Origin of the sequence: Georgenia yuyongxinii (assembly GCF_006352065.1) — a bacterium.
Classification (GTDB): domain Bacteria; phylum Actinomycetota; class Actinomycetes; order Actinomycetales; family Actinomycetaceae; genus Georgenia; species Georgenia yuyongxinii.
In genome coordinates this window covers 2,224,410-2,250,831 of sequence record NZ_CP040915.1, presented here as the reverse complement: position 1 = coordinate 2,250,831, position 26,422 = coordinate 2,224,410, and the positions used below count along the sequence as shown (strand labels likewise).

At 72.1% G+C, this 26,422-nt stretch carries 24 protein-coding genes; 14 read left to right on the top strand and 10 right to left on the bottom strand.

Going from position 1 to position 26,422, the window contains the following annotated elements; all coding sequences use genetic code 11:
- Positions 1 to 4 precede the first annotated feature (4 nt).
- The 4 genes from arsA to FE374_RS10190 all read left to right on the top strand — a co-directional run bounded on the left by arsA (position 5) and on the right by FE374_RS10190 (position 6,282).
- A complete protein-coding gene (arsA, locus tag FE374_RS10205) occupies positions 5 to 1,798 on the top strand; it encodes an arsenical pump-driving ATPase (RefSeq protein ID WP_139928773.1) in 1,794 nt (597 codons plus the stop codon).
- A 259-nt stretch (positions 1,799 to 2,057) separates the two neighbouring features.
- On the top strand, positions 2,058 to 2,444 hold the full coding sequence (locus FE374_RS10200) for an ArsR/SmtB family transcription factor (protein WP_139928771.1): 387 nt from the start codon (positions 2,058 to 2,060) through the stop codon (positions 2,442 to 2,444).
- Between the two features lie 62 nt (positions 2,445 to 2,506).
- Positions 2,507 to 4,774, top strand: a complete 2,268-nt coding sequence (locus FE374_RS10195; RefSeq protein ID WP_139928769.1) for a PEP/pyruvate-binding domain-containing protein — start codon at positions 2,507 to 2,509, stop codon at positions 4,772 to 4,774.
- A 188-nt stretch (positions 4,775 to 4,962) separates the two neighbouring features.
- On the top strand, positions 4,963 to 6,282 hold the full coding sequence (locus FE374_RS10190; RefSeq protein WP_223173504.1) for a transaldolase family protein: 1,320 nt from the start codon (positions 4,963 to 4,965) through the stop codon (positions 6,280 to 6,282).
- Between the two features lie 106 nt (positions 6,283 to 6,388).
- Here FE374_RS10190 and dhaK read toward each other — a convergent pair whose 3' ends face one another.
- The 4 genes from dhaK to FE374_RS10170 form a co-directional block, all read right to left on the bottom strand.
- Entirely contained in the window at positions 6,389 to 7,384 is a 996-nt protein-coding gene (dhaK, locus tag FE374_RS10185) for a dihydroxyacetone kinase subunit DhaK (protein ID WP_139928767.1), read from the bottom strand.
- Positions 7,385 to 7,463: 79 nt separating this feature from the next.
- Entirely contained in the window at positions 7,464 to 8,117 is a 654-nt protein-coding gene (gene dhaL / locus FE374_RS10180; protein ID WP_139928764.1) for a dihydroxyacetone kinase subunit DhaL, read from the bottom strand.
- Positions 8,114 to 8,902 carry an HAD-IA family hydrolase gene (locus tag FE374_RS10175; protein WP_139928762.1) on the bottom strand — a complete coding sequence of 263 codons (789 nt, stop codon included), beginning with the start codon at positions 8,900 to 8,902 and terminating at the stop codon, positions 8,114 to 8,116. Before FE374_RS10175 ends, dhaL begins: the two co-directional genes overlap by 4 nt.
- Entirely contained in the window at positions 8,902 to 9,774 is an 873-nt protein-coding gene (locus tag FE374_RS10170) for a class II fructose-bisphosphate aldolase (protein WP_139928760.1), read from the bottom strand. The genes FE374_RS10175 and FE374_RS10170 overlap by 1 nt, the downstream gene beginning before the upstream one ends.
- Positions 9,775 to 10,269: 495 nt before the next feature.
- On the opposite strand from FE374_RS10170, the gene FE374_RS10165 reads away from it, so the two are divergent.
- Genes FE374_RS10165 through FE374_RS10150 form a run of 4 tightly spaced genes read left to right on the top strand, consistent with a single transcriptional unit; the run spans position 10,270 to position 12,935 of the window.
- Entirely contained in the window at positions 10,270 to 10,740 is a 471-nt protein-coding gene (locus FE374_RS10165) for an RNA polymerase sigma factor (RefSeq protein WP_139928758.1), read from the top strand.
- On the top strand, positions 10,740 to 11,342 hold the full coding sequence (locus FE374_RS10160) for a methylated-DNA--[protein]-cysteine S-methyltransferase (protein WP_139931525.1): 603 nt from the start codon (positions 10,740 to 10,742) through the stop codon (positions 11,340 to 11,342). Before FE374_RS10165 ends, FE374_RS10160 begins: the two co-directional genes overlap by 1 nt.
- Positions 11,343 to 11,400: 58 nt before the next feature.
- Entirely contained in the window at positions 11,401 to 12,039 is a 639-nt protein-coding gene (locus FE374_RS10155; protein ID WP_139928756.1) for a DNA-3-methyladenine glycosylase I, read from the top strand.
- Positions 12,036 to 12,935 carry a DNA-3-methyladenine glycosylase family protein gene (locus FE374_RS10150; protein ID WP_230978239.1) on the top strand — a complete coding sequence of 300 codons (900 nt, stop codon included), beginning with the start codon at positions 12,036 to 12,038 and terminating at the stop codon, positions 12,933 to 12,935. Before FE374_RS10155 ends, FE374_RS10150 begins: the two co-directional genes overlap by 4 nt.
- An 18-nt stretch (positions 12,936 to 12,953) precedes the next feature.
- Here FE374_RS10150 and FE374_RS10145 read toward each other — a convergent pair whose 3' ends face one another.
- The 5 genes from FE374_RS10145 to FE374_RS10125 all read right to left on the bottom strand — a co-directional run bounded on the left by FE374_RS10145 (position 12,954) and on the right by FE374_RS10125 (position 17,688).
- Complete coding sequence (locus tag FE374_RS10145; RefSeq protein WP_139928754.1) at positions 12,954 to 13,601, bottom strand: TetR/AcrR family transcriptional regulator; 648 nt, start codon at positions 13,599 to 13,601, stop codon at positions 12,954 to 12,956.
- A 262-nt stretch (positions 13,602 to 13,863) separates the two neighbouring features.
- The gene (locus FE374_RS10140; protein WP_230978238.1) at positions 13,864 to 14,490 is read right to left on the bottom strand and encodes a hypothetical protein; all 627 of its coding nucleotides are present in this window, start codon (positions 14,488 to 14,490) and stop codon (positions 13,864 to 13,866) included.
- Positions 14,491 to 14,758: 268 nt separating this feature from the next.
- Entirely contained in the window at positions 14,759 to 15,466 is a 708-nt protein-coding gene (gene deoD, locus FE374_RS10135) for a purine-nucleoside phosphorylase (protein ID WP_139928751.1), read from the bottom strand.
- Positions 15,467 to 15,652: 186 nt separating this feature from the next.
- A complete protein-coding gene (locus tag FE374_RS10130; RefSeq protein ID WP_139928749.1) occupies positions 15,653 to 16,342 on the bottom strand; it encodes a hypothetical protein in 690 nt (229 codons plus the stop codon).
- Positions 16,343 to 16,479: 137 nt separating this feature from the next.
- Positions 16,480 to 17,688: a cobalamin-independent methionine synthase II family protein gene (locus tag FE374_RS10125; RefSeq protein WP_139928747.1), complete on the bottom strand. Its 1,209-nt coding sequence runs from the start codon at positions 17,686 to 17,688 to the stop codon at positions 16,480 to 16,482.
- 185 nt (positions 17,689 to 17,873) lie between these two features.
- Between FE374_RS10125 and FE374_RS10120 the strand changes: the two genes are divergently transcribed.
- The 5 genes from FE374_RS10120 (at position 17,874) to FE374_RS10100 (ending at position 24,488) form a co-directional block, all read left to right on the top strand.
- Positions 17,874 to 19,436 (top strand): sodium-dependent transporter, encoded by a 1,563-nt coding sequence (locus FE374_RS10120; RefSeq protein ID WP_139928745.1) that lies wholly within the window; start codon positions 17,874 to 17,876, stop codon positions 19,434 to 19,436.
- Positions 19,433 to 19,582, top strand: a complete 150-nt coding sequence (locus FE374_RS10115; protein ID WP_139928743.1) for a methionine/alanine import family NSS transporter small subunit — start codon at positions 19,433 to 19,435, stop codon at positions 19,580 to 19,582. Before FE374_RS10120 ends, FE374_RS10115 begins: the two co-directional genes overlap by 4 nt.
- Before the next feature lie 123 nt (positions 19,583 to 19,705).
- Positions 19,706 to 20,737 (top strand): 3-oxoacyl-ACP synthase III, encoded by a 1,032-nt coding sequence (locus FE374_RS10110; protein ID WP_139928741.1) that lies wholly within the window; start codon positions 19,706 to 19,708, stop codon positions 20,735 to 20,737.
- Entirely contained in the window at positions 20,734 to 23,520 is a 2,787-nt protein-coding gene (locus FE374_RS10105; protein WP_230978237.1) for an alpha/beta fold hydrolase, read from the top strand. The genes FE374_RS10110 and FE374_RS10105 overlap by 4 nt, the downstream gene beginning before the upstream one ends.
- A complete protein-coding gene (locus tag FE374_RS10100) occupies positions 23,517 to 24,488 on the top strand; it encodes an NAD-dependent epimerase/dehydratase family protein (RefSeq protein WP_139928739.1) in 972 nt (323 codons plus the stop codon). The genes FE374_RS10105 and FE374_RS10100 overlap by 4 nt, the downstream gene beginning before the upstream one ends.
- 147 nt (positions 24,489 to 24,635) lie before the next feature.
- Here the strand turns inward: FE374_RS10100 and FE374_RS10095 are convergent, their stop codons facing one another.
- Positions 24,636 to 25,469, bottom strand: a complete 834-nt coding sequence (locus FE374_RS10095; RefSeq protein ID WP_456319079.1) for an aldo/keto reductase — start codon at positions 25,467 to 25,469, stop codon at positions 24,636 to 24,638.
- A gap of 180 nt (positions 25,470 to 25,649) precedes the next feature.
- On the opposite strand from FE374_RS10095, the gene FE374_RS10090 reads away from it, so the two are divergent.
- Complete coding sequence (locus FE374_RS10090) at positions 25,650 to 26,420, top strand: HAD-IIB family hydrolase (protein WP_139928735.1); 771 nt, start codon at positions 25,650 to 25,652, stop codon at positions 26,418 to 26,420.
- Positions 26,421 to 26,422 lie beyond the last annotated feature (2 nt).

The window sequence follows — 26,422 nt, the reverse complement described above, 5'->3', positions numbered from 1 at the left end:
GACCATGACTGTGCCGTCCTTCCTCATCGGGGCGCCGCGCTACCTGTTCCTGACCGGCAAGGGCGGGGTGGGCAAGACCTCCGTCGCCTGTGGCGCTGCCATCGTCCTGGCTCGCCAGGGACGTTCGGTGCTGCTGGTGAGCACCGACCCGGCCTCCAATGTCGGGCAGGTGTTCGGACTCACCATCGGGAACGCGGTCACCGCCGTCCCGGCCGTGCCGGGCCTGTCCGCCCTGGAGATCAACCCCGACCAGGCGGCCACGGCGTACCGCGAACGCATCGTCGCCCCCGTGCGGGGCCTCCTGCCACAGGTGGAGGTCGACCTGATCGAGGAGCAGCTCTCCGGAGCCTGCACCACCGAGATCGCCTCGTTCAACGAGTTCACCGGACTGCTCACCGGCGAGGAGTCCATCGCCGGCTTCGACCACGTCGTCTTCGACACCGCTCCCACCGGCCACACCATCCGTCTGCTCCAGCTGCCGGGGTCTTGGACCGACTTCCTCGACGAGGGCAAGGGCGACGCCTCCTGTCTCGGCCCCCTCGCCGGCCTGGAGCGCCAGCGCACCGCGTACGCCGCGGCGGTCGCCGCCCTCGGCGACCCGGCCCGCACCCGCCTGGTGCTGGTCACCCGCGCCCAGCGGGCGGCGATCGCGGAGATCGAGCGCACCCGCGGCGAGCTCGCCGCCCTGGGCATGGGCGGGCAGCACGTCGTCGTCAATTCCGTCATGCCCGCACCCGAGGGCCCGGACGAGTTGGCTGCCGCGGTGCACGCGCGCGAGCAGGCCGTCCTGAATGGCCTGCCCCCCGCCTTGCGTGCCCTGCCCACCGACGTCTTGGAGCTCAAGGGCGAGGACATGGTGGGTCTGGACGCCCTCGGCAGGCTCTTCGAGCCCGGCCCGGCCGGTGCCGCCGGCGCGGAGCCGGTACCGCCGGCCACCGTGCCACAGATCCCCGGAGGTGTCGGCGGCCTGGACGCGCTGGTCGACGAGCTCGCCGCCCAGGACCACGGTCTGGTGATGCTGATGGGCAAGGGGGGTGTCGGCAAGACCACGGTCGCCGCCGCGATCGCGGTCGCCCTGGCCGATCGTGGCCTGCCGGTGCACCTGACCACCACCGACCCCGCCGCGCACCTGACCGAGACCCTGGCCGGCGCCGTGGAGAACCTCCAGGTCTCCCGGATCGACCCCGAGGTCGCCACGCGCACCTACCGCGAGACGGTGCTGCGCACCAAGGGGGCCGCGCTGGACGACGCCGGCCTGGCCGCCCTCGCGGAGGACCTGCGCTCGCCGTGCACCGAGGAGATCGCCGTCTTCCAGGCCTTCTCCAAGGCCGTGGGCGAGGCCCGGCGACGCTTCGTCGTCATCGACACCGCCCCCACCGGGCACACCCTGTTGCTGCTGGATGCCACCGGCTCCTACCACCGCGACGTCCTGCGGCAGATGGGGGAGCGGGCCTCGTTCGTCACCCCGATGATGCGGCTGCAGGACCCCGAGCTGACCAAGGTCATCGTGGTGACCCTGCCGGAGGCCACCCCGGTGATGGAGGCCGAGCAGCTGCAGGCCGACCTGCGCCGGGCCGGCATCGAGCCCTGGGCCTGGGTGGTCAACAACTCCCTCGCCGCCGCGGCCACGACCGACCCGCTGCTGCGCCGCCGCGCCCGCAATGAGCACGCCGAGATCACCAAGATCATGGCCGAGGGCTCCTCACGATGTGCGGTGCTCCCGCTCCTCGCCCGCGAGCCGGTCGGCATCCCCGCCCTGGAAGCCCTGACCACGAGCCCGGTTGCGGTCACCGCCTGAAACCGGTGCCCGCCCCGCGCCACGAGGCGGGGGCGCGCGACCCTACAAACCGCTTGCGCGGCTCCTCGCCGGTGCTCGCAGCCGGTGGCGAGGAGGAATGTCGGTGAGGCCGGGGGACTTCCACCGTGGGTTCCTCCGCCGGCGTGCGCCGGAGATCTCCGACCACTGCCGTCCTGTCGAGTGTTCTCAATGCCAGGTTCGGGATGCGAGGACGCCGCACGCATCGACGTCTGTCAATTGATGCGCAATACTGGCCGGCATGGCCGCTCTGCCGCTGACCGACGTCACGGCTGCCGCCGCGTGCTGCAGCCCGCTGACCCGCGAACCGATCGCCGCGGATGAGGCGACCCGGCTGGCCGGCACCTTCAAGGCCGTGGCCGACCCCGCCCGCCTGCGCCTGCTCTCCATCATCGCCAGCCACGACGGCGGGGAGGCGTGCGTGTGCGACCTGACCGAACCGCTGGACCTGACCCAACCGACCGTCTCCCACCACCTCAAGGTGCTCGTCGACGCCGGCCTCGTCACCAGGGACAAGCGGGGCAAGTGGTCCTACTACGCGGTCGTCCCGGCGGCGCTCGACGCCCTCGGCAACGTCCTCACCACCCAGCACACTGTCGACCACAACGCCAACGTCGGTTGCTGCTAACAGGACCGCGGCACGCCGACAACAGTGAAGGGCCAGGCCGTCTCGGAGCGAAGGGGGCCGGCATGGACGCCGTCGGCACGGTGACGAGGCTCGCCGAGGCGGCCGGCCTCGACCGGTCGGCCACGGGGAGCAAGGCAGGGGTCCTGGCCGAGCTGTCCCATGCCGGGTTCCCGGTGCCACCGGGGTTCATCGTGGCTGCGCCGGCCGACGGCATTCTTCCCAGCGAGCTGCGCGCCGCTGTCGACGCCGCCGCACGAGCCGTCCCGGGCCCGTACGCCGTGCGTTCCTCAGCGGTGGCCGAGGATCTTCCCGGGGCCTCTTACGCCGGGATGTACGAGTCGTACCTGAATGTGGATCGTGACGGCCTCCACGAGGCGATCCGTCGCTGCATGGACTCGTCGCGCGCAGCTCGAGTCGGCGCTTACCAGGCCGTCAGGGGCCAGCGGACCGGCGGCCACGCCGACCGCGGCGACGGCGGTTCGCCGGGGATGGTCGTGCTGGTACAACAGATGGTCAACGCCGCCGCGGCGGGCGTGGCGTTCACCGCCAATCCGCTCACTGGCAACCGCGACGAGACCGTCGTGACCGCCGTCCGCGGTCTGGGTGAGCGGCTGGTGTCCGGAGAGATGACTGGTGATGAGTGGGTCATCCGCGGTGGGGCGGTGGAGATGACCCGCGCCGGCCCCGACCACAAGGTCCTGGACCGGGACCGGGCGGCGGCCGTTGCCGAACTTGCCGGCCACGTGGCCCGGCACTTCGGCGCGCCCCAGGACATCGAGTGGGCGATCGATCGGGACGGGGTCCTGTTCTTGGTGCAGGCCAGGCCGATGACCGCTCTGCCCGGACCCGTCGTGTGGGAGGCACCCGGGCCGGGATACTGGATGCGCAACCTCCGCCTGGGGGAGTGGTTGCCCGAGGCGATGACGCCGCTGTTCGCCAGCTGGCCGCTCGACCGGATCGAGGCCGGGTACCTCGACGGCGAGCGCGCCACGGTCGGCACGGTGGTCCCGTTCCGCTACGCCGTCGTCAACGGCTGGTACTACAACGCCCTGCCTGTCCCGACGCCATGGCTGCTGGGCCGCGTGATCGTACAGAGCCGCGGTCGGGCGCCGTGGCTGTTGTTCAACGCCCTCGTGCGGGTTTCCACCAACCCGGTCGGCGCCGACCGCGCGCTCCTCGCCGGCCTCGAGCAGGAGTGGCGTGCGGGCACGCTTCCCGCCTACCGGCGGCTGGTCGAGGCCGGGGAACGCGAGGTCGCCACCGCCGGCCCGCGCCGGCTGGTGGAGATCGTGGACCAAGTGAGCCGGATGGCGGGGGAGTACCTGTGGTACCTCGCGATCGTCGGTGGCTCGGCGTGGAAGATGGAGGGTCACCTCGCGGCGCTCGGCCGTACGTCCGGACTCATCCCCGGAGTCATCGACAGCGTCCAGGCGCTGCTGACCGGTCTGCCCGGCACCGAGCCCGCACTGCCCGGTCATGCGGTGCAGTCGGTCGACTGGTTCCTGCCCACCGCCGGCGAGCTGGGCACCGGCGCCCCAACGGGCGTCGACGCGCGGCACACGAAACATGCCGCCACACGGGTAGCGGCCGAGCGTGCCGTCGTCGCGGCACTGCGCGACCGGCCCCGGCGCCTGCACCGGTTCGGGCGGCTGCTGCGCACAGTGCAGCGGTACACCGTGGCCCGCGAGGAGCAGGCCCGGGACCTCACCCTGGGCTGGCCGTTGCTGCGGCGCTGTGGGCACGCCCTCGGCGACCATCTCACCCGTCAGGGCGTGATCGGCGACCGTGAGCAGGCCTTCTTCCTCACCCGCGAAGAGCTGACCGCCGCGTTGAACGGAGACGCGACCTCACGGGCGAGGGTGGCCGCGGCTCGTCGGGCGCTGTGGGAGCGGCAGCGCCGGCTCGTTGCGCCGCTCACTCTCGGTGCGCCTCCCCGACTAGTCGGCGATCCACTTGCCCGCGCGGCCGACGCCGCCCGCACCCGCGAGGCCGTCCCGGCAGGGGCGATCGTGGGGCAGCCGGCCAGCGCGGGCCGCGCCACGGGCCCGGTACGCATCGTCACCTCACCCGAGGACTTCACCCGATTCGCCGCCGGTGACATCCTTGTCGCCAAGGCGACCTCGCCCGCCTGGACCCCGCTGTTCGCCCGGGCCGCAGCCGTGGTCACCGACGGCGGCACCCTTGCCGCACACGCCTCACTCGTCGCCCGGGAGTACGGCATACCCGCCGTCGTCGGCACCACGGACGCCACCGCACGGCTACGCGACGGGCAGGTTGTCACGGTCGACGGCGGCGCGGGCACCATCGAGATCAGATCGCTGCGTGACTAGTAACGCTCCGGAGCGGTTGAACTTCGCCCCATCGGTCTGCCGGGGCACGACGGCGAGCGGGTAGTCTGCGCGAGCCTCATCGCGCCATGGTCACCGACCACGGCCCCTTGTACAGTGTGCCCAGCGGGCCCTCTGCCGCCGCTCGCCACGGACGACGCCGTCGGCCCTGCACGCGTCAGGGAGCCACCATGGCCGCGACACCGCTCATGCCCCTCACCTACCGGCTGCGCTCGCTGGGCCTGCCGATCGTGCCCGGCGAGGAGGACGACGTCCACCGGGTGCTGGACCAACCCCTGGCCGCGGAGACCTTCCGCGAGCTGGAGGGCGCCGCCCGGCACGTCGGGGTGACGGCGGAGTTCAGAGAGGTCGTCGGCTACTTCGGCACGCCGGCGGGGCACACACCCCCGGGGTTCCGGCTCGCCCTGAACCTCGAGGCGGACGGGCTCCTCGCGATCGACCTCGTCCGGGACATCTCCTACGACACCGACGGCACGCTACGTCCCACCAACGTCCTGTTCTCCGCCGACAGCGCCAACCCCTACGAGATCGCGCCGATCGCCGGGCTGATCGCGAACCTCACCTGCAACCCCGGCATCATCTACGACCTCTTTCTCAACAACCCCGAGGCCAACGTCGACGGCACCTTCCACACGCGCGAGGAGGTCATGGCCGAGATCGGCCGCATCCTGGGCCCTGGCTGCGACGTGTGCGTGGAGCTCAACAACCCGTTCGAGGCGGACTTCGGCAAGATCCTGGAGGAGGCCGAGCGGTTCCGGCAGATCCTGTCGCGCTGGCGGGTGGTGATCAAGGTGCCGCACACCGGACCGGTCAACGACGCCAACGTCGGCCAGCTCCTCAGCGGCGACAAGCACCTGGACCGGCGGTGGTGGGAGCCGGCGACGGCGGACGCCCTCCGCGGGCACAACCTCGCCCTGAAGCTGCGCGAGCACGGCTTCCGGGTGAACTTCACGCTCATGTTCGAGCCGTACCAGGCCCAGCTGGCGCTGCAGGCGCGGCCCTACTTCATCAACAGCTTCATCCGGCACCGCCTCATGCAGTCCACGAAGATGATCGAGCTGCTCGACGACTTCGCCGAGAGCCGGGACGACGGCGTGCTCGTCACCCTGCGCGACTACCTGATCCAGAACGACTACCTGGCCCGCACGGACACCGACTTCCCCCTTCAGGAGTGCCGGCGCATGGCGGAGCAGCTGGTCACCTACCGCCAGGCCCGCACGCCCGAGGGCCGGGACGGCCTGGACTCCGTACGGCACAACCTGCGGGTGCTGCGCGAGACGAACCTGCCCGACACCCGCCTGATCGTCTGCTCCATGGAGGGCGAACGGAACTACCCCGAGGTCGACAAGCTGCTGGCCAGCGACGAGTTCTGCGACATGAGCCGCCGCGTGGTCGTGACGGCGGAGCCGGGCTACCTCGCGCGGTTCACGTCCACGAACCAGGTCGTCAGCTACCAGCGGCGCTTCATGACCGCCGCGCAGGGGCACTGACCACAAGGGGCACTGACCGCAGGGGCGCTGACCACGGACGACGCCGGACCTGACCCGGGCAGGCGGGGTCCGGCGTCGTCCGTGGTCAGGCAGGCGGGCGGCGGAATCAGAACACGCGGATGGCGATCTCCGCGGGGGCCTCGAGGAGCTTCGTGATCTCGTCGTCGAGCTTGACGAGCGTGAGCGAGGCGCCGGCCATGTCGAGGGAGGTGCAGTACTCCCCGACGTAGCTGCGCCGGACGTTGATGCCCTGCGCCGCGAGCTTCTCGTGGGCGATGCCGTAGAGCAGGTACAGCTCGCTGATCGGGGTGCCGCCGAGCCCGTTGATCATCAGCGCGACGTCGTCGCCCGAGGCGTAGGGCAGGTCGGGGACCACGGCGCCGAGGAACTCGTCGACGATCGCGTCCGCCGTCATGACCTTCGCCCGGCGGCGCCCCGGCTCGCCGTGGATGCCGACGCCGATCTCGATCTCGTCGTCGCCGAGCTCGAACAACGGCGCACCCTTGGCTGGCGGTGTGCAGGCGGTCAGGGCGATGCCGAGGGTACGGGTCACGGAGTTGACCTTCTCCCCGATGCGGACCACCTCGTCCAGGTCCGCCCCGGCCTCGGCGGCGGCGCCCACGGCCTTAATGACGAAGAAGTTGCCCGCGACCCCGCGGCGCCCCACGGTGTAGGTGGAGTCCTGCACGGCGACGTCGTCGTCGATGAAGAGGGTGCGCACGGTGAGCCCGTCGGCCTCGGCCAGCTCCTGGGCCATCTCGAAGGCCATCTTGTCGCCTGTGTAGTTGTTGACCAGCAGCAGCACACCCTTGTCGGAGGCGAGGAGCTTGGCGCTCTCGTAGACGTAGTCCGACGGCGGCGCGGCGAAGACGTCACCGGGGCAGGCGCCGTCGAGCATGCCCTTGCCCACGGCCATCACGTGGGCCGGCTCGTGGCCCGAGCCCGAGCCCTGGACGATGGAGACCTTGTCGTGGCGGGGGGCGTCGGCCCGCATGATGAGGTTGTAGTCAGGCACGTAGCGCAGGGTGTCCGGGTTGGCGAGCGCGATGCCCTTGAGCATCTGCGGGACGTAATCCTTGGGGTCGTTGACGAACTTCTTCACGGCGTCCTCCACATCGTTGTGAGTGATCGGTGATGTTCGGTCCGGCCCGGGGGCCGGCGACTGTGCCAGCGTGGCAGCCTCAGCCGGCGGCGGGAGCGGAACCGTCCTGCCACCGTTTCGCGATCTCCTCCGCGAGCACCGCGATCGCGAGGGCCCCTGGGTCGGGCGAGCCGATGCTCCGCTCGCCGGTGTAGGAGGCCCGGCCGCGTCTGGCCTGGAGCTCGCTGGTGGCCTCGGCGCTCTCGCGCGCCTGCACCGCTGCGGCGTCGAGGGCCACCTGGGCCTGACCGCCCTGCTCGAGATGATCGGCCAGCGTGTCGGTCATCGGCACGAGCGCGTCGAGGAGGGTCTTCTCGCCGAGGTCGGCGCCGCCGCGGGCCTTGATGCCGGTGATCGCCGCCCGGAGCATCTCGACGACGTCGGACCTGCCCAGCTCCTGCTTCCCCTTCGCGGCCGCGCCCGCGCGCAGGAACGCCGTGCCCCAGATCGGCCCCGACGTCCCACCCATGCGGCTGGAGATGACCATCGCGACCTTCTGCAGGAACACCCCGGCGTCGGTGCGGTCCAGGTCGTCCCACTGCTCGAGCACCTTCTCGAAGCCGCGGGCCAGGGAGTAGCCGAAGTCGCCGTCGCCGACCACGGAGTCGAGATCGCCGAAGTACTTCTCGTTCGCGACGGTCGTCTCGGCGATGGTCCGCACCACGAGCTCGGTGCGTTGAAGCGCTGCGGTCATCGGGGCGCCTTCCTTGTCCGGTCCAGGATCGTGCTCAGGTCGGTGAGGCGGACGCGGTCGCCCACCCCCAGGCCGAGGGGGTCGGCGAGCACCCGGGCGGGCTCGGTGTCGTCGCCCAGACTGGTGAGGACCAGCGCGGCGCCGTCGAAGTTCTCCTCGGCGGTGTAGCTGCTCACCGTCACGACGGTGGCCAGCCCCGCGGCAAGGGAGGCGCGGAGTCCGTTCTCGCTGTCCTCGACGACGACGGCGTCGCCGGGTTCGAGGCCGAGCTCGTCCAGGGCGTGCAGGTAGATGTCAGGGGCCGGCTTCTTGCGGGGCACGACGTCGCCGGCGAACACGGCGAAGGCCGCGGCCCGCGCGGCCCCGACGGCGTGCTCCAGCACGGCGCGCACGGAGACCTCGGCCGAGGTGGACGCGACCGCCAGGCCCCAGCCGGCGGCGGCCGCCTCCTCGACGATCCGGGCGATCCCGGGCCGCGGCGGCATGACGCCGGCGCCGATCCGGGCGGTGTAGTGGGCCGTCTTTCGTTTGTGCCAGTCCGCGATCATCGCCTGCTGCTCCGCGGCGTCGGTGGGCAGGTGCGCCGCCGCGACGAGCTCCGGGGTGAGCAGGCTCGCCATGCGTTCCTTGCCGCCGCCGATCTTGACGCGCTCGGCGTACTCCTCCTCGGACCACTGCACCGGCAGACCCACCTCGGCGAAGGTCTCATTGAAGGCCGGCAGGTGGCCGAAGCGCTCCGTGTCGGCCAGGACGCCGTCGCAGTCGAAGATCAGGGTCGGGGCCATCAGTTCGCTCCCGCGCCGTCGGCGTGCCCGGTCGAGCCGAACACGTCGAAGTACCGGGCGATCTCGGTCGTCACGGCCGCGGAGATGTCCTTGAACATCGACGGCGGGTCCCACTTGTCGCGCTCCTCCGCCCGGCGCAGGTGCTCGAGGGCGGCGTGCATGTACGCCCGTTTCAGCCCGGTGGAGATGTTGATCTTGGAGACCCCGGCGTCGATGAACGTCCGGAAGTCGGCGTCGCTCAGGCCCGTGCCACCGTGCAGCACGATCGGGCGGTCCGTGAGCCGGGCGAGCTCGCGGACCCGGTCCGGGAGCAGCACGGGGGCCTTCGTGTACTGCCCGTGGGCCGTGCCGAGCTGGGGGGCGAGCAGGTCCGCGCCCGTGCGCTCGGCGATCTCGGCGAGCTGGTCCACGGAGTACGCGTGCACGGCGACGTCGGAGCCGACGCCGTCCTCGACGCCGACGATGTTCTCGACCTCCGACTCCACGTCGACCCCGGCCCCGTGCGCGAGGGCGACCACCTCGCCGGTCTCCTGCTCGGCCTGGGCGAGGTCGCGGTCCGAGGCGTCAAAGAGCACCGAGGACCAGCCGGCCGCCACGACGTCGTCGATGACCTTCCGGTCGGGGCAGTGGTCCAGGTGCAGCGCGACCGGGACGGGGACCGACGTCGCGGCGGCCGCGAAGGTTTTGGTCATCAGGTCCACGCCGACCGCCCGCACGGTCTTGACCGAGACCTGGACGATCACCGGCGAGGCTTTCTCGACCGCGGCGTCGATCACCGCCCGCAGACTCAGGTCGTCGAGGATGTTCACCGCGGGGACGGCATAGCCGCCGTCCTGCCCCTTGCGGGTGAGCTCCAGCGTGGACGTGATCATGGGGAACCCCTCCTGGTGCCAGGCGCGCCGGGCAGGCGGGTGCGGCTCCGGGCGCGTGAGGCGGACAGGTCCACCACGACTGTCCTCTCCGTCGACGGACATCGCGAGCTCTGCACGGACACTCGGTGTTGCGACTCTAGGCAAACACGGCAAGGCCCGTCCAGAGCCTCTTCGCACCGAGGACCACCGGGGCGCTATCCGGCGTGCTGGTCCGGCAACCGCGCGCCGCCCGCAGAACCCCGTGAGCCAAGCTCACTCACCACTCCACAGGGCTTGATCTCCGCCGGGGTAGGCTGGGAGTGCCGGCCACCCTTCGCCAGGTGTCCGGCAGACCCCCGCGGGCTTCCACCCTGCGGGGGTCACTTCTTCTCAGGTTCCGAGGGGACGGTCGGCGCCAGCACCCTTCCCGATGGCGAGTGGCGTCCAGCAGGGGCGGCGCAGCACCCGGATAGAGTCAAGTCCTCACATCTGCGCTTCCCAGGACGTCTACCTCACGTGCAGCCATTCGAACACGTCGTCGCCGAGCACGGGCCCACCGTGCTGCGGGTGTGCCGCGCGCTCCTGGGCGCCACGGATGCCGACGACGCCTGGTCCGAGACGTTCCTCGCCGCGTTGCGCGCCTACCCGGAGCTGTCCGAGGGCGCCAACGTCGAGGCGTGGCTGGTCACCATCGCCCGCCGCAAGGCCATCGACCTCCACCGTGCCCGCAGCCGCCGGGCGGTGCCCGTGGCCGAGACACCCGACCAGGTCTCCCCGCACGGTGTCCCGGCCCCGCCGGAGGACGGCCTGTGGGAGGCGCTTCGCGCACTCACCGACCGCCAGCGCGAGGCCATCGCCTTCCACCATCTCGCCGGTCTGCCGTACGCCGAGGTCGCCGCCCTCGTCGGCGGCACTCCGGCGGCGGCCCGCCGGGCCGCCGCCGACGGCATGAGGACCCTGCGTTCCACCCTCCAGGAGCACGCATGATGACCAGCACCGACCCGTTGAGCTCGCTCGGCACCATCGACGCCGCCGACCTCGAGCGACTGCACACCCGCCTGGCGAGCCAGGCGGCCGCCGGGGGCGTCCTCGACGTCGCCTACCGCACCCTCGACACGACGCTCGGCCAACTGCTGCTCGCGGCGACCGGCGCGGGGCTGGTGCGCGTCGCCTTCGACACCGAGGACCACGACGAAGTCCTGGCCGGGCTCGCGCAGCGCGTGAGCCCCCGCATCCTGCGGGCACCGGCGCGTCTGGACCGCGCCGCCCGCCAGGTCGAGGAGTACCTCGGGGGCCGGCGCCGCGCGTTCGACCTGCCTGTGGATCTGCGCCTGGCCACCGGGTTCCGGCGAGAGGTGCTCGACCACCTGCCCGCGATCCCGTTCGGGCAGACCGAGAGCTACGCCGAGGTGGCTGCGGCGACCGGCCGGCCCCGCGCCGTGCGCGCGGTGGGCACAGCGTGCGCGACCAACCCGGTGCCTCTGGTCGTCCCGTGCCACCGGGTGCTGCGCTCGGACGGCTCGCTGGGCGGGTACCTGGGCGGCCCGGAGATCAAGCGGCGCCTCCTCGAGCTCGAGCAGGCAGCATGAGGACGTCTTCTCCGTATGCGGGTCCGGTAATGTGGGTGACGCCTGGCAGGGTGGGCGCATGACCTCAGCAACCTCGGAGGGCCTGATCGACGACGGCCTCGTCGTCGGGTCGGACGGTCTCGCTCGCCCGGCCTGGGCGGCCACCGACGCGCTCCTCCGGGAGTACTACGACACCGAGTGGGGCGTACCGGTACGCGGCGAGAGCGGGATCTACGAGCGGATCTGCCTCGAGGGTTTCCAGGCCGGCTTGTCGTGGGCGACGATCCTGCGCAAGCGTGCCGCCTTTCGTGAGGCGTTCCACGACTTCGACCCAGACGTGGTGGCAGCCTTCGGGGACGCCGACGTCGACCGTCTGATGACCGACGCCCGGATCGTGCGCAACCGGGCGAAGATCGCGGCCACGGTGACCAACGCACGCGCCACGGTCGCGCTGCGCGCGGTGGGTGGCCTCGACGCGCTCGTCTGGTCCTTCCAGCCGGAGGTCACCCCGGCCCCGCGGACGCTTGCGGAGCTGCCGACCACCAGCACGGAGTCCGTCGCCCTCTCCAAGGAGCTGCGCAGCCACGGCTTCCGTTTCGTCGGACCGACGACCATGTTCGCCCTCATGGAAGCCATCGGCCTGGTCGACACCCACCTGGTGGGCTCGCACCGGCGCGCCTGCTCCGGGCTGTGGCACCCGGACGGGTCACGTCGGTGAGAACGCCGGCACCGCGGCCGACGGCGTCGACCACCGTGCGAGCAGAGGTGCGCCTGGCGCTGCACGCGCCCTTCGACGTGGCCGGAGTGCTCGGTGCCCTGGCCGCGCACGCCCTGCAGGGCGCCGAGCGCCACGACTCGAGCGCAGCCACCCACACCCGCACCGTCCCGGCGGCGCACGGGCCGGCTGCCGTGACCGTCCGGCTGACCGAGACGCACGTCGATGCCGTCCTGGAGGCGGCGGCGCCTGACGTGCCGGCGGTGCTCGAGCTGGTCCGCCGCTGGCTTGATCTGGACGTAGAGCCGTCTGGTGTGGCGCAGGTACTGGGCGGAGACCCGCTCCTGGGACCGCTTGTCGCGGCGCGGCCGGGGCTGCGGGTGCTTGGCCATGTGGACGGCTTCGAGGCCGCCGTCGTCACGGTGCTCGGTCAGCAGGTCTCCCTGGCCGCGGCGCGGACCTTCGCCGCTCGGCTCGTCAGCACGTACGGGACCCTCGCCCCGGGGAACCTGCGTGCGTTCCCCCGACCCGAGAGGCTCGCCGGCGTCGATCCCACCGAGCTACGGGAGGCAGTGCGCGTGACCGGGGCGCGAGCCCGCACCGTCCACGCGCTGGCGACCGCCTGCGCCGATGGGCTCCACATCACCCCGGGGAGCGACCCCGCCCTCGTCCGCCGGCAGCTGCTGGCTCTGCCCGGCGTCGGCCCCTGGACGGCGGACTACCTGGCGCTGCGCGCCCTCGGGGACCGGGACGCCTATCCCGCCGGCGACCTGGTGCTCAGGCGCGCTCTCGGCGGGCTTCACGCCCAGGCTGCCGTGGCGCGCGCCGAGTCCTGGCGGCCGCTGCGCGCGTACGCGGTCACGCATCTGTGGACCCTCGCCGCGTACGCGCGCATGTGAGCGCCTGGCCCCCAGCCGTCAGACGGTGGCGCCGATCCCGCGGAGCTGGATGTCGACGAGCTTGCGCACGTACTCCCCGATGCCGGTGCTCAGGTCGTCGTTGTTCTTGGGCGAGCTGAAGAGCACGTGGACGAGGACGGCTCCCTCGATCGCGTCGAGCAGATGGAACACCGAGGTGTCCTTGGGCAGCTCACCGTCGGCGACGGCCTTCTCGATCCGGCCGTGGAGGCTCAGGATCCCGCGGCTGATGTTCTGCTGGCGGATCTCGGCGAACTCCGACGGATTGGCGTGGGCGGCGGAGTAGAGATGTGACAGAGCACTGCCGTGCTCGCCCAGGTACAGCTCCGCACGGGCGGTGGCATGCGCCACGAGGTAGTCCCGGATCTTGAGGTTCTCGGTCTCCTCGGGGACCACGAGGTGCTCCTCGAGATCATGAAGCGCGTCCATGAGGAGGTCGCGCTTGTCCTTCCACCGCAGGTAGATCGACGACTTGCCGATACCTGCGTGGGTGGCCACGCCGTCGAGGCTCAGACCGGACCAGCCCTTCTGACCGAAGAGCTCGAGCACGGCGCGGTAGGCACGGGCCTCTGTGTCCGCATGCCGCGGCCGCCCCGGCCCCCGCCGGACGGGAGGCTGCTCGGCTGCGGGCGATTGCTGCTGCGTCATTGTCAGGGCCCCTTCCTCGACGACTTGTCAGGAGGTTACCGGCGGCGCCCGTCGCGGCGGGGCACATCAGAGCGACAATCGACGACGAATCGCGCCGCTTGTGAAAGAGAGCCCGAAAACCGCCCGACACGCCGTAAACGGCACACCCCGGCGCGGCGCGGGTTGTCCGCGTCCGCCAAGTGGCGCCCCGTGTCCGCCTCCGGGCGCCGTGTGGCACGCCGACGGCGGGGCGGTCCCTGGTCCGCCCCGCCGTCCAACGTGGTCAGCGAGTCGCTGCGGGCGACACCACGAGCAGCCACTGCTCCGGCCGCAGATCCGCGAGACGGTCGACCTCGGCCGGGCCCCGCTCCGCCGTCGCCAGGTCCTCGCACATGTGGATCGCGTCCGTCAGCAGACGGCGCAGCCGGTCGTCGGCATCGGTGACGCACGCCGTGGCGATGCCCGGCACCGCGAAGTCCAGGATCACCGGCCCGGGGTGGTAGCGCACCGGCCCGATGACGCCGTGCGCGATGAACTCCCGCGCCCACCGGGCCGCGTGCGGGACGGCGTCGAGTGCCTCGGCGGTGGCCGGACGCAAGGTGCCCGGCTCACGGCCGTCGGTCTCGGCCAGCATCCTGTCGACGCTCAGGACACCGACGGCCAGCGCCCGCTGCGTCTCCTCGGCCACCACAGGCAACGCTTTGACCGCCGTGAGAAGGGCGATCTCGTGGTTCCAGCGTGGGTCCTTGCTGGTCAGCCCGATAACCGACGGGATCAGCGGTGCTAGCCGGGGCCTGGCATGGTCCGACGTGCAGTCGTTGACCAGGCGCGCCAGATGCGCGAGCAGGGGGTGCGTGCACGACGGCCGGTCGCTCCACCGCTCACCGGCGAGGAACGAGGCCAGCTCCATGAAGCACGCACCACGGCGTGGGTTTCTGTGCTTCCCGCGTGACAGCATCGGGAGCATGTCTGGCTGATCGGTCTTCATCATCACGATCTCACCGGCCTTGGCACTGGGGTGATGCGCTCTTGACCCACTCAAGTCTGCGCCAGACACCCGGCGGGTGCAACGGGTACGACGCCGTTGAGAGGGTGAAATTCGGGCGCCGTCGGGGTGTTGGCTTGACGCGGGGCCGCGCCGACCGTCTGAACCGACGTGGAGCGAGGGTGGCGCGCCCTCAGCAGTGCGCAGCGGCGACGGCGAGCGCGAGCGCCCGCTCGAAGTTGTGCTCGCGTTCCTCGGCGGTCATGTCCTGGGAGTGGTCGAGGAGGTGGTCCGAGATCGTGAGCACGGCAAGCGCCTCGCGGTCGTACTGGGCGGCGATGGCGTACAGGCCCGCGGCCTCCATCTCGACCGCGAGCGTGCCGTAGTCGGCGAGGGCCTGGATCTGCTCGGCGGGGTTGCCGTAGAAGTGGTCCCGGGAGACCACCGGCGCCACGTGGATCGTCGTGTCGGCCCCGGCGGCGGCGACAGCGGCGGCGACCAGCGGGTAGGACGCGACGGCGGAGAAGTGGATGCCCGGGATCCGCGTGGTGTTCATCGCCGAGTCCGTGTGCGCACCCAGGGCCACGACGACGTCGCCCACCTTGACCTTGTGCGCCAGCCCGCCTGCGGTGCCCACGCGGATGATGCGCTGTACGTCGAACTGCGAGAAGAGCTCGTTGGCATAGATGCCCAGCGAGGGCATCCCCATCCCGGAGGCCATCACGGAGAGCGGCTTGCCGTCGACCGTGCCGGTGTAGGCGCCGATGCCGCGCACGTCGGAGACCTTCCGGGCGTCCGGCATGAGCAGGTTCGCGATCCGTTCGGCACGCCGCGGGTCACCCGGCATGAGGACGGCGGGCGCGAAGTCGCCCTTCTCGGCGGCGATGTGCGGGGTGGCCATGATGACTCCTTCTCGGCGGACGACGGTTGGCGGCACACGATGAGGATCTCGCACCGCTCGCGCATCGTCCCACGTCACGGCCCCGCCCTGGCTACCGGTGGCAGCGGGGCAGTCCGTGCCGGCGGGCGTGCGGCCTCCGGGGGGAGGTCGCACGCTCGACCGTTCCGAGATGAGCTGTCGCCGGGGTCAACCCGGCAGCGCCACCGCGAGCTGGGCGGGCCGCTCGACCGGCTGGACCTCCGCCGTCGCCCGCTCCGCACGGCTCGTGAACCGTTCGCAGAGCGTGATCGCGTCACTCAGCAGGGTGAAGAGGATGTCGTCCGCGTCGGCCCCGCGCGAGTGGGCGATGGCCGGCACGGAGTACTCCAGGATGGCCGGACCGGGGTGGCGGGTGGCGTGGTCCGAACCCAGCTGACGGGTGAACTCCTGCGCCCAGCCGGCCGCGGCGGGGTCGTGCGCGAGCGCGCGCTCGCTGGACGGCCGCAGCGCGTCGGGCGTGCGCCCTTCGGCCTGGGCCAGCAGCCGCTCGCACGCCAGGATGCCCACGGCCACCGTCGGGCGGCGCAGGGCGGAGGCGAACGGCAGCGCGCGCGTGGCCACCAGCAGGGCGATCTCGTGGTCCCACCGCCGGTCCGCGCTCTGCAGACCGATCACCGAGGGGATCAGCGGGGTGAGGCGCTGCCGACCGGCGTCGGAGGTGAAGTCGTTGACCAGCCTGGCCAGGTGCGCCAGCAGCGGATGCGTGCAGGCCGGGTGGTCGCTCCACCGTTCTCCCGCCAGCACCGAGGCCATCTCCATGAAGCACGCGCCCCGCTTGGGGCTGCGATGCTTGCCCCGGCCCAGGACGGGGAGGAACTCTGTCGGGTCGCTGCGCATGTCGACCTCATCTCGGGTGGACGATTCGTTGTACTCCGAGTGTCTTCCGCCACACCCGTCGACGCAATGGGTGGGAGGCGTTCCGGGGCGCGTGCGGCGGGGCCCGGGGGCGCAGGGTGTCCGGGCCGCGCCGCAGCTCAGCGCCAGAGACGGCGGGTGGCCAGCTCCGCGCCCGCACCCAGCGCCTCGAGCTTCGCGGCCGCGATCTGCGGGTGGACCCGGCCGCCGAGGCCGCAGTCGGTCGAGGCGACGACGTTCTCCCGCCCCACGAGCCCGGCGAAGCGCTCGATCCGGTCGGCCACGAGCTCGGGGTGCTCCACCACGTTGGTCGCATGCGAGACAACGCCGGGCAGGATGAGCTTGTCCTCGGGCAGCGCGACGTCCTCCCACACCCGCCACTCGTGCTCATGGCGCACGTTGGCTGCCTCGAAGGAGTAGGCGCCGGCGTTGATCTTGAGCATCGTGCGCACGATGTCCTTCATCGGCAGGTCCGTGGTGTGCGGACCGTGCCAGCTGCCCCAGCACAGGTGGAAGCGGATGCGGTCCTCGGGCAGACCGCGCAGGGCGTGGTTGAGCGCCTCGACGCGCAGCTCGGTGAACCGCACGTAGTCCTCGACGGCCGGCTCGGGCTCGATCTGGTCGAAGTTCTCCGCGATCGACGGATCGTCGATCTGCAGCACGAGCCCGGCGTCGATGACGGTGCGGTACTCCTCGCGCAGCACCTCCGCCCAGGCGTAGAGGAACTCCTCGTCAGAGGCGTAGTACCGGTTGGAGATCCGCGAGGCGGACCCGGGGGAGAGGGCGGTGAGGAAGCCCTCCTGGGCACCGGTCGTCTGCAACGCCGACGTCAGGTTGGCTGCGTCGGTGCCGACCGCCTCCTGGCCGGTGTAACGCAGCGGGCCGGTCGCCGTCGGGAAAGGCTTGGGGTCACCACCGGTGAAGATCCCGGAGGACGGGTCGGCGTAGGCCTCGGCGAAGCGCTGGCGGTCCCGGCGGTGGGCGAACCCGGTGAGGCGGACATCGCCGGGGGAGGACAGGTGCCGGTCGGTGAGCCAGGACGTGTCGCCGTCGAGCTCCAGGCCGCCGGTGCGCTGGAAGGAGTAGGACCACCACGCGCCGTAGTCCACGGCCGAGGTCATCGACTTGCCGTACTCCCCGTCGCCCACGACCGTGATGCCGGCGTCGAGCTGGCGGCCCACCAGGTCCGTGACGGCGGTGCGCAGCAGCTCGGCGAAGCCCTCCCGGGACTCGCCGGCCTCGCGCGCCGCGTTCGCGGCGAGCAGCTCGGCCGTGCGGGGCAACGAGCCGGCGTGGGTGGTCTGGATGCGGTCGGTGCTGCGGAGCATGGGGTCCTCTCACGGTGGGTGGGTCGCTCCGATCGTCACACCCGGGCCCGTGGCCGGCCGGGTCGTCTCGGTGGGCGGGGAAGCGGTCGTCAGGCGTCCGGATGGCGGACGGGGTGGCCGACGGCGGTACGCGCGTACGTGTTGTCCGATTGCGGCTGTGTGGCGATGGCGGGACAGTGTGGGCCATGGTCGAGGCGAAGCCCGCCGTGGAGCGGGAGCAGTGGTCGGGTCAGCTCGGGTTCCTGCTCGCCGCGATCGGCTCCGCGATCGGGCTCGGGAACATCTGGCGCTTCCCCGGCGTGGCGTACGAGAACGGTGGCGGCGCCTTCCTCATCCCGTACCTCGTCGCGCTGCTCACGGCCGGCATCCCGATCCTGCTCCTCGACTACGCGCTGGGCCACCGCTACCGCGGCTCGGCTCCCGCGGTGTTCCGCCGCCTGGGCCGGCGGTTCGAGGCGCTGGGCTGGTTCCAGGTGGCCATCGCGTTCATCATCGCCACCTACTACGCCGTCGTCCTGGTCTGGGCGCTGCGGTACGTCGGGTTCTCGCTGACCGAGGCGTGGGGCGACGATCCCGGCACGTTCTTCGCGGAGGAGTTCCTCCAGTACGCCGGCCCCACCGTCACGGCGGACGTCGTGGGCGGGATCTTCTGGACGTTGCTCGGGCTGTGGGTCGTGACGCTCTGGGTGATGGCGCGGGGGGTGCGCAAGGGCATCGAGCGGGTCAACAAGCTCATGCTGCCGCTGCTCATCGTGCTCTTCGCGATCCTGGTGGTCCGTGCGCTGTTCCTGCCCGGCGCGATGGACGGCCTCAACGCGTTCTTCACGCCGAACTGGGCCGCCCTGGCGGACCCGGGCGTGTGGATCGCGGCGTACAGCCAGATCTTCTTCTCGTTGTCCATCGCCTTCGGCATCATGCTGACCTACGCGAGCTACCTGCGCCGACGGTCCAACCTGGTGCCGGTCTCGTACGTGGCCGCGTTCGCCAACTCCTCCTTCGAGATCCTCGCCGGTATCGGTGTGTTCGCCACGCTCGGCTTCATGGCGGCCCAGCAGGGCATCGAGATCGGCGAGATCGAGGGTCTGACGGGAGTGAGCCTCAGCTTCGTCACGTTCCCGCAGATCATCTCGCTGATGCCGGGCGGGCCGATCTTCGGTGTGCTGTTCTTCCTCTCGTTGACGTTCGCGGGATTCACCTCCCTCGTCTCGATCCTCGAGGTCATCACCGCGGCGTTCCAGGAGAAGTTCAACCTCACCCGGCTGCAGGCCGTGCTCTGTATCGGCGGGCTGTGTGCGCTGATCTCCCTGGGCCTGTACTCGACGACGTCGTCCCTCGCCATGCTGGACACCGCCGACAACTACGCCAACAACGTCGGGATCGTCGCCTCCGCCATCACGATGTGCCTCGTGGTCGCCTACGGGGTGCGCAAGCTGCCCGAGCTGCAGGCGCACCTGAACGCCATCTCCACCGCGCGCGTGGGCACGTGGTGGCGCGTGCTCCTCGGGGTGGTGGTGCCGATCGCCCTGATCGTCATGCTGGTCACGACGCTGACCGACCTCGTCACGCACCCCTACGAGGACTACCCGTGGGCGTTCGTCAACGGTGTCGGCTGGGGCGTCATCGGTGGTGCGGTCGTAGCCGCATTCGTCTTCGCGGCCATCCGGTGGCGCCAGCCCGTGGACGAGTTCATCCCGGACCGCCTCGACGGCAACGCCGCGAAACCACCGTCGACCGGAGGCGTCCGATGACCGCCAGCGCCCTCATCATGCTCGTCGTCGCCATCGCCCTCGTCTGGGGCGGGCTGGTGGTGGCGATCGTTTTCCTCGTGCGGCACCCGCTGACCGAGGACGAGGGGGATGCGGACGGCGAGGCGCCGCCCGGACGTGAGCTGTAGCACTTTGTGGCCCAGGTACCGACGCATTCCGGCCGTAACTCCTGGGGGCCGCTGGAGGTTCCCAGGTTCGCCCTCCGCGACGAACGGGTGCGCGTCTACGGAAACGTTCCGTAGCCTTGGGTGGTGAGTCTCAGGGGAAACGCCACCTTTCGCTACCGCGAGAGCGCGCTCATCGCGCTCGCCCACATCGAGGCTCCGGTGGTGGTGACCTCGGCGGAGTTCGAGCAACGGCTCGCCCCCGCCCGGCGGCGTCTACGGCTGCCCGACAACTTGCTCGAGCGTGTCTCGGGCGTGCGGGAGCGCCGCTGGTGGCAGGCCGGCACCGCGTTCGAGGACATGGCGGCGGAGGCCGGCAGCAAGGCCCTCGCCGAGGCGGGGGTCGACCCCGGCGAGGTGGGCCTGCTCATCAACACGTCCGTCTCGCGCAGCTCGCTCGAACCGTCGGTGGCCGTGCGCATCCACGACCGGATGGGGCTGCCCTCCTCGGCGCTGAACTTCGACATCACCAACGCCTGCGTGGGTTTCGTGAACGGCCTGCAGATGGCCTCGGCGATGATCGAGGCGGGCCAGATCGAGTACGCCGTCGTCGTCAACAGCGAGGACGTGCGGTCCACGCAGGAGGACACCCTCGAGCGGCTGCTCGCCGAGGGGGCCACCCGGAAGGACTACGCCTACCAGTTCGCCTCCCTGACCCTGGGCGACGGCGCCGCGGCCGCGGTCGTCGGGCGTGCCTCGACGAGGCCCGACGGGCACCGGATCCTCGGCGGTGTCGCCCGGGCGGGCACCGAGCACCACGACCTGTGCGTGGGCAGCTTCGGGAAGATGACCACCGACACCAAGAAGCTCTTGAGCAACGGGCTGAAGCTGGTCACCGACGCCTGGCACGAGGCGGAGCGGGACGGGTGGAGCTGGCGCACGATGGACCGCTACGTCACGCACCAGATCTCGACGCCGTACACCCAGGCGATCGTGGACGCCATGGACCTCGACCCGGCCGCCGTGCCGATCACGTTCGACCGGTGGGGCAACGTGGGGCCCGCCTCGATCGCGATGACCCTCTCCGAGCAGGCCGAGTCGCTCAGTGCCGGCGACCGGGTGATGTGCCTGGGCGTGGGGTCCGGCCTCAACACCGCGATGCTGGAGCTGGCTTGGTGACTGGCGCGCACTCCGCTGTCCCGGGCGCGGAAATCCGAGGCGCCGACACGTCCACCGGCGGCGCCGGCACGCGCGCGAACCCCGCGGGCTGGCCCGGCGTGAACCCCGCCTGGTCCCGCCGCGCCGAGGTGGACGGTCACCGCTGGCACTACCTCGACAACGCGCCCGACCTCGACGGCGCCACACCCCACGGGGTGCTGCTGTGCGTGCACGGCAACCCCACCTGGTCCTACCTCTGGCGCTCGGTGCTCGCCGCCGGCGCGGCCGCGGGCTGGCGCGTGATCGCCGTCGACCAGCTCGAGATGGGCTTCTCCGAGCGGACCGGGGCCACCCACCGGCTCGCCGACCGGGTGCGCGAGCTCGGTGCGCTCACCGACGCCCTGGGTCTGTCCGGGTCGTCCTGGGACGGTGTCCCCGTGGTCACAGTCGGGCACGACTGGGGCGGCGTGGTCTCCCTGGGCTGGGCGGTGGACCACCCGCGCGAGCTGGCCGCGGTGGTGCTGACCAACACCGGCGTGCACCAGAGCACCACGAAGCCGGTGCCCTACCTGCTGCGCCTGGCCCGTCACCACCGTGTGCACGGCCCGGCGACGGTCAGCACGCCGGCGTTCCTGGACGTCACGCTGTCCCTGGCGCGGCCGGGGCTGGACCCCGCCGTGCGCGCGGCGTACAAGGCGCCCTACGCCACCGCTGGTGACCGGCGCGGCATCGGCGCGTTCGTCGAGGACATCCCCGTCGATCCGGCGCACCCCAGCCACGCCGAGCTCGAGCGGATCGCCGAGGGCGTCCGTGGGATCCAGGTGCCGACCCTGATCATGTGGGGGCCTCGCGACCCCGTCTTCTACGAGCGGTACCTGCGCGACCTCATGACCCGGCTGCCCCACGCCGACGTCCACCGGTTCGAAGGAGCCGGTCACCTGCTGCCCGAGGACGCCGACGTCGCCGGCACCCTGGTGTCGTGGTTGGGCCGCAGACTGGGCGCCCAGGCCGGGGCCGACGGCGGCGCAGCCGCCGCACCGGGCGGGGAGCCCGTCCTTGCCGGCACCGGGCGCACCCCGGCAGCCCCGCCCGCCGCCTACCGCCCGCTGTACGCCGCGCTCGAGGAGCAGGCCACCTCGCCGGCCACCGCCGTCGTCGCCCTGTCCGCACGAGGTCGCTCGGAGCTCAGCTGGGCGGACCTCGCCGCCCGGGTCCAGCACCTGGCCCTGGGACTGGCCGACGCCGGCGTGCGCCCGGGCCACCGCGTCAGCCTGCTGATCCCGCCCGGGATCGACCTGACCACCGCGCTGTTCGCCTCGCTGCGGCTGGGAGCCATCGTGGTCCTCGCCGACGCCGGACTGGGCATCAAGGGCCTGACCCGGGCCGTGCGCGGCGCCGGACCCGACCACATCATCGGCATCGAGAAGGCGATGGTCGCCGCTCGTGTCCTGGGCTGGCCGGGCCGCAAGTTCGTCGCCGGGCCCACGATGCAGGAGGTCGGCTACACCCCGCCGCGCACCGCGCACACCCGCCGGCGCACGTTCGGCATCTACGGCAGCACCCGGGAGCTGCTCGGCCGCGGCGCCGTGCTCGCCGACGCCGGCGCGGTGCTCCCGGCCGCACCGGACCCCGACTCCGACGCCGCGATCCTCTTCACCTCCGGCTCCACGGGGCCGGCCAAGGGTGTCGTCTACACACACCGCCGCCTCGCGGCGATGCGCGACGCGGTCGCGGCCACCTACGGCCTGTCGCCTGAGCGGAGCTTCGTCGCCGGGTTCGCTCCGTTCGCCCTGCTCGGCACCGCGCTCGGCGCGACCAGTGCGACGCCGGACATGGACGTCACCGCCCCGGCGACCCTCACCGCCCGCGCGCTGGCCGACGCCGTCGACGCCATCGACGCCTACGCCGTCTTCGGCTCGCCCTCCGCGCTGGCGAACGTCGTCCGCACTGCCGGGGACCTCACCGCCGGGCAGCGCGAGGCTCTCGGCCGGGTGCGGCTCGTCCTGTCGGCGGGCGCGCCGATCTCCTCGGCCCGCCTCGCCCAGGTGGGCGAGGTCATGCCGGCCGCCGCGGCCCACACCCCGTACGGCATGACCGAGGTGCTGCCGCTGACGGACGTCTCCCTCGAGGAGGTTCAGGCGGCGGAGGCCGACGCCGACACGCGCCAGGTGGCCGGTGCCGGCGGCGGCAGCTGCGTCGGTTCCCCGGTGGCGGGCGCGCAGGTCCGCATCGTCCCGCTCGACGAGGTCGGTGCCGCCACCGGTCAGCCGACCGAGGAACCCGGCGTGACCGGGGAGGTGCTCGTCACCGCCCCGCACCTGAAGGACCGGTACGACCGGCTGTGGGCCACGCAGGACCACGCGGCCACCTGGCCGGGCTGGCACCGCACCGGCGACGTCGGGCACCTCGACGCCGCCGGCCGGCTGTGGATCGAGGGCCGGCTCAGCCACGTCATCGTCACTGCCGACGGCGTCGTCACCCCGGTGCAGGTCGAGAACGACGTCCTCGGCGTCCGGGGCGTCTCCCGCGCCGCCGCGGTGGGGGTGGGCCCGTTCGGCACCCAGCACCTGGTCGTGGTGGTGGAGACGGACCCGGCCGTGCACGCCGGCGCCCGGCGGCCGCCCGCGCTGGCGCCCGAGGGTCTGGCCCGCGCGGTGCGTGCGGCGGTGCGCAGGCCCGTCGCGGCCGTGCTCCGGGTGCCTCAGGTGCCCACCGACGTTCGGCACAACTCCAAGGTCGAGCGGGGCCGGCTGGCCGTGTGGGCCGCGAAGATGCTCGCCGGCGAGAAGGCCGGCACCCCGTGAGGGTCCTGGTCACCGGTGCCAGCGGCATGCTGGGCCGGGAGGTCGCGGCCGCGCTGGTGCGCCGGGGCGACGAGGTCACCACGCTGCAGCGGCGCCCCTCCGGGGTGCCCGGTACCCGTGACGTGCGGGGCACCGTCGAGGACCCGGCGGTGGTGGTCACCGCGACGGCCGGGCAGGACGCCGTCGTGCACCTGGCGGCCAAGGTCTCCTTCGCCGGCGCAGTGTCCGAGTTCGAGCGGACGAACGTCGGCGGTACCCGGATCGTCCTCGACGCCGCCCGGACGGCCGGCGCGTCCCGTTTCGTGTTCGTCTCCTCCCCGTCGGTGGCCCACATGGGCGCGTCGATCGTCGGGGCGGGCGCCGGGCCGGCGGAGCCGGAGCGGGCACGCGGCAGCTACGCCCGGACGAAGGCCGCCGCGGAGCTCTACGCCCTGGCCGCCGACGCTCCCGGGTTCGCCGTGGTCGGGGTGCGGCCGCACATCGTGTGGGGGCCGGGGGACACCCAGCTGGTGCAGCGGGTGGTCGACCGGGCTGCCGCGGGGCGGCTGCCGCGGGTCGACACGGGTGCCGCACTCATCGACACGACGTACATCGACAACGCGGTCGGTGCGATCGTCGCCGCCCTGGACCGTGCCGAGCGCGCGCACGGTGAGGCTTTCGTGGTGACGAACGGCGAGCCGCGGCCGGTGTACGAGCTGATCGCGGCGATGTGCCGGGCGGGTGGTGTGCCGCCGCCCCGATGGTCGGTGCCCGGGTCGCTCGCCCGCGCCGCCGGCGGGCTCATCGAACGGGTGTGGGCCGTGCGGCCGGGGGAGGACGAGCCACCCATGACCCGGTTCCTGGCCGAGCAGATGTCCACCGCGCACTGGTTCGACCTGCGCCGTACCCGGCAGGTGCTCGGCTGGGCGCCGACCGTCAGCCTGGATGAAGGGTTCGACCGGCTCGCGGCGTACTACGCCACCCGCTGACCGCCCCCTCCCTGTACGGCGAGATGTCATCTTCTCGGCGAGATGTCATGGCGGCCGCCGCCGCTCGGTGCCGGTGCCGGCGGCCGAGCCGTGACATGTCGCGGAGAACTTGACATCTCACGGGGTGGGGCGAGGGCGCTCGGGGAGTCAGAACTCCTCGTGCGTCTCCGGGTCACCGCCGAGCCGGCGGCTCGCGAGGGACGAGATGCGCTCCATCTCCCACTCGCGCAGCGCGAACCGGAAGATGTCGAAGTTCTCCTTCTGCCGTTGCGGGTCGGCGCTCTTCGGGATCGGCAGCACCCCGAGCTGGTGGTGCCAACGCAGCACCACCTGGGCCGGCGTCGCGCCGTGGAACCCGGCCGCCTCCCTGACCGCCGCTTCCTGCAGGAGCCGTCCGCGTGCCAGGGGCTGGTAGGACTGGGTCAGCACGCCGCGCTCGGCGTTGGCACGCCGGAGCTCTGCCTGCGGGAAGGCCGGGTGCATCTCGATCTGGTTCACCGCCGGCGCCTCGCCGGTCTCGTCGATGATCCGGTCGAGGTGCTCGGCGGTGAAGTTGGAGACGCCGATGGAGCGCACCAGGCCGTCCTCGCGCAGCTTCACCAGCGCCCGCCAGGAGTCGACGTACTTGTCGAGGCGGGGGAGCGGCCAGTGGATGAGGTAGAGGTCGACGTAGTCCACCCCCAGGTCCCGGCGGGTCTGCTCGAAGGCGCGCAGGGTCTCCTCGTACCCCTGGTCGTCGCCGCGCAGCTTGCTGGTCACGACGATCTCCTCGCGCAGCACCCCCGACTCGGCGATGCCCTCACCGACCCCGACCTCGTTGCCGTACTTCGCCGCGGTGTCGATCAGCCGGTAGCCGGTGCGGATGGCCTCGGCGACGGCGGTGCGAGCCTCGGCGTCCGACATCGGCCAGGTGCCGAGCCCGATCGCGGGCAGGGAACGACCGTCGTTGAGCGTGAACCGGGGCACAGTCATGGCGGCCATTGTGCCGAACAACCCACCTGGTCGCCCAGGTGGCGCCGGCGACGGCAGGTCGGTCGCCCTCAGGGCTGCCACCCGTTCGTGCCCGCGCGCGGGGCGGCCGGGCATAATCGACAGGACGAGCACGCCGTTCCGGCGTGCGTGCCGCGCCCCGGTGCCGGCCCTCGAGCAGCCAGGAGAGATGTGACGGACCACGTGCGACTGATCGCCTTCGACCTCGACGACACCCTCGCGCCGTCGAAGTCCCCGATGCCCGCCCGGATGGCAGCCGCACTGGCGGCGCTGCTGGACTCCGTGCCGGTGTGCATCATCTCCGGCGGTCACTTCGGCCAGTTCCGCGACCAGGTCCTCACCCACCTGCCAGCCAGCGTCGAGCAGCTCTCGCGGCTGCACCTCATGCCGACCTGCGGCACGCGGTACCTGGTCCACGACGGTAGGGACTGGGAGCAGGTGTACGCCCACGACCTCACCGACGCCGAGCGTGACAGCGCCCGGTCTGCGGTGGAGTCCGAGGCGAGGCGGCTGGGTCTGTGGGAGCAGGAGACCTGGGGGGAGATCCTCGAGGACCGTGGCTCGCAGATCACCTTCTCGGCCCTGGGGCAGCAGGCCCCGCTGGCGGCCAAGAAGGCGTGGGACCCCACAGGCGAGAAGAAGGCGGCCCTGCGTGACGCCGTCGCCGCCCGGCTGCCTGACCTCGAGGTCCGCTCGGGCGGCTCGACGTCGGTGGACATCACCCGCGCCGGGGTGGACAAGGCCTACGGCATGACCCGGCTGAGCGAGCAGACCGGTATCGAGCTGGCGGACATGCTGTTCGTGGGCGACCGGCTCGACAAGGGTGGCAACGACTACCCGGTGGTCCGCCTCGGGATGCCGACGCACGCGGTGGAGGACTGGCAGGAGACCGCGGACCTCGTCGAGCGCATCGTGGCCAGCCTGGCCGTCGCACGCGCCTGAGC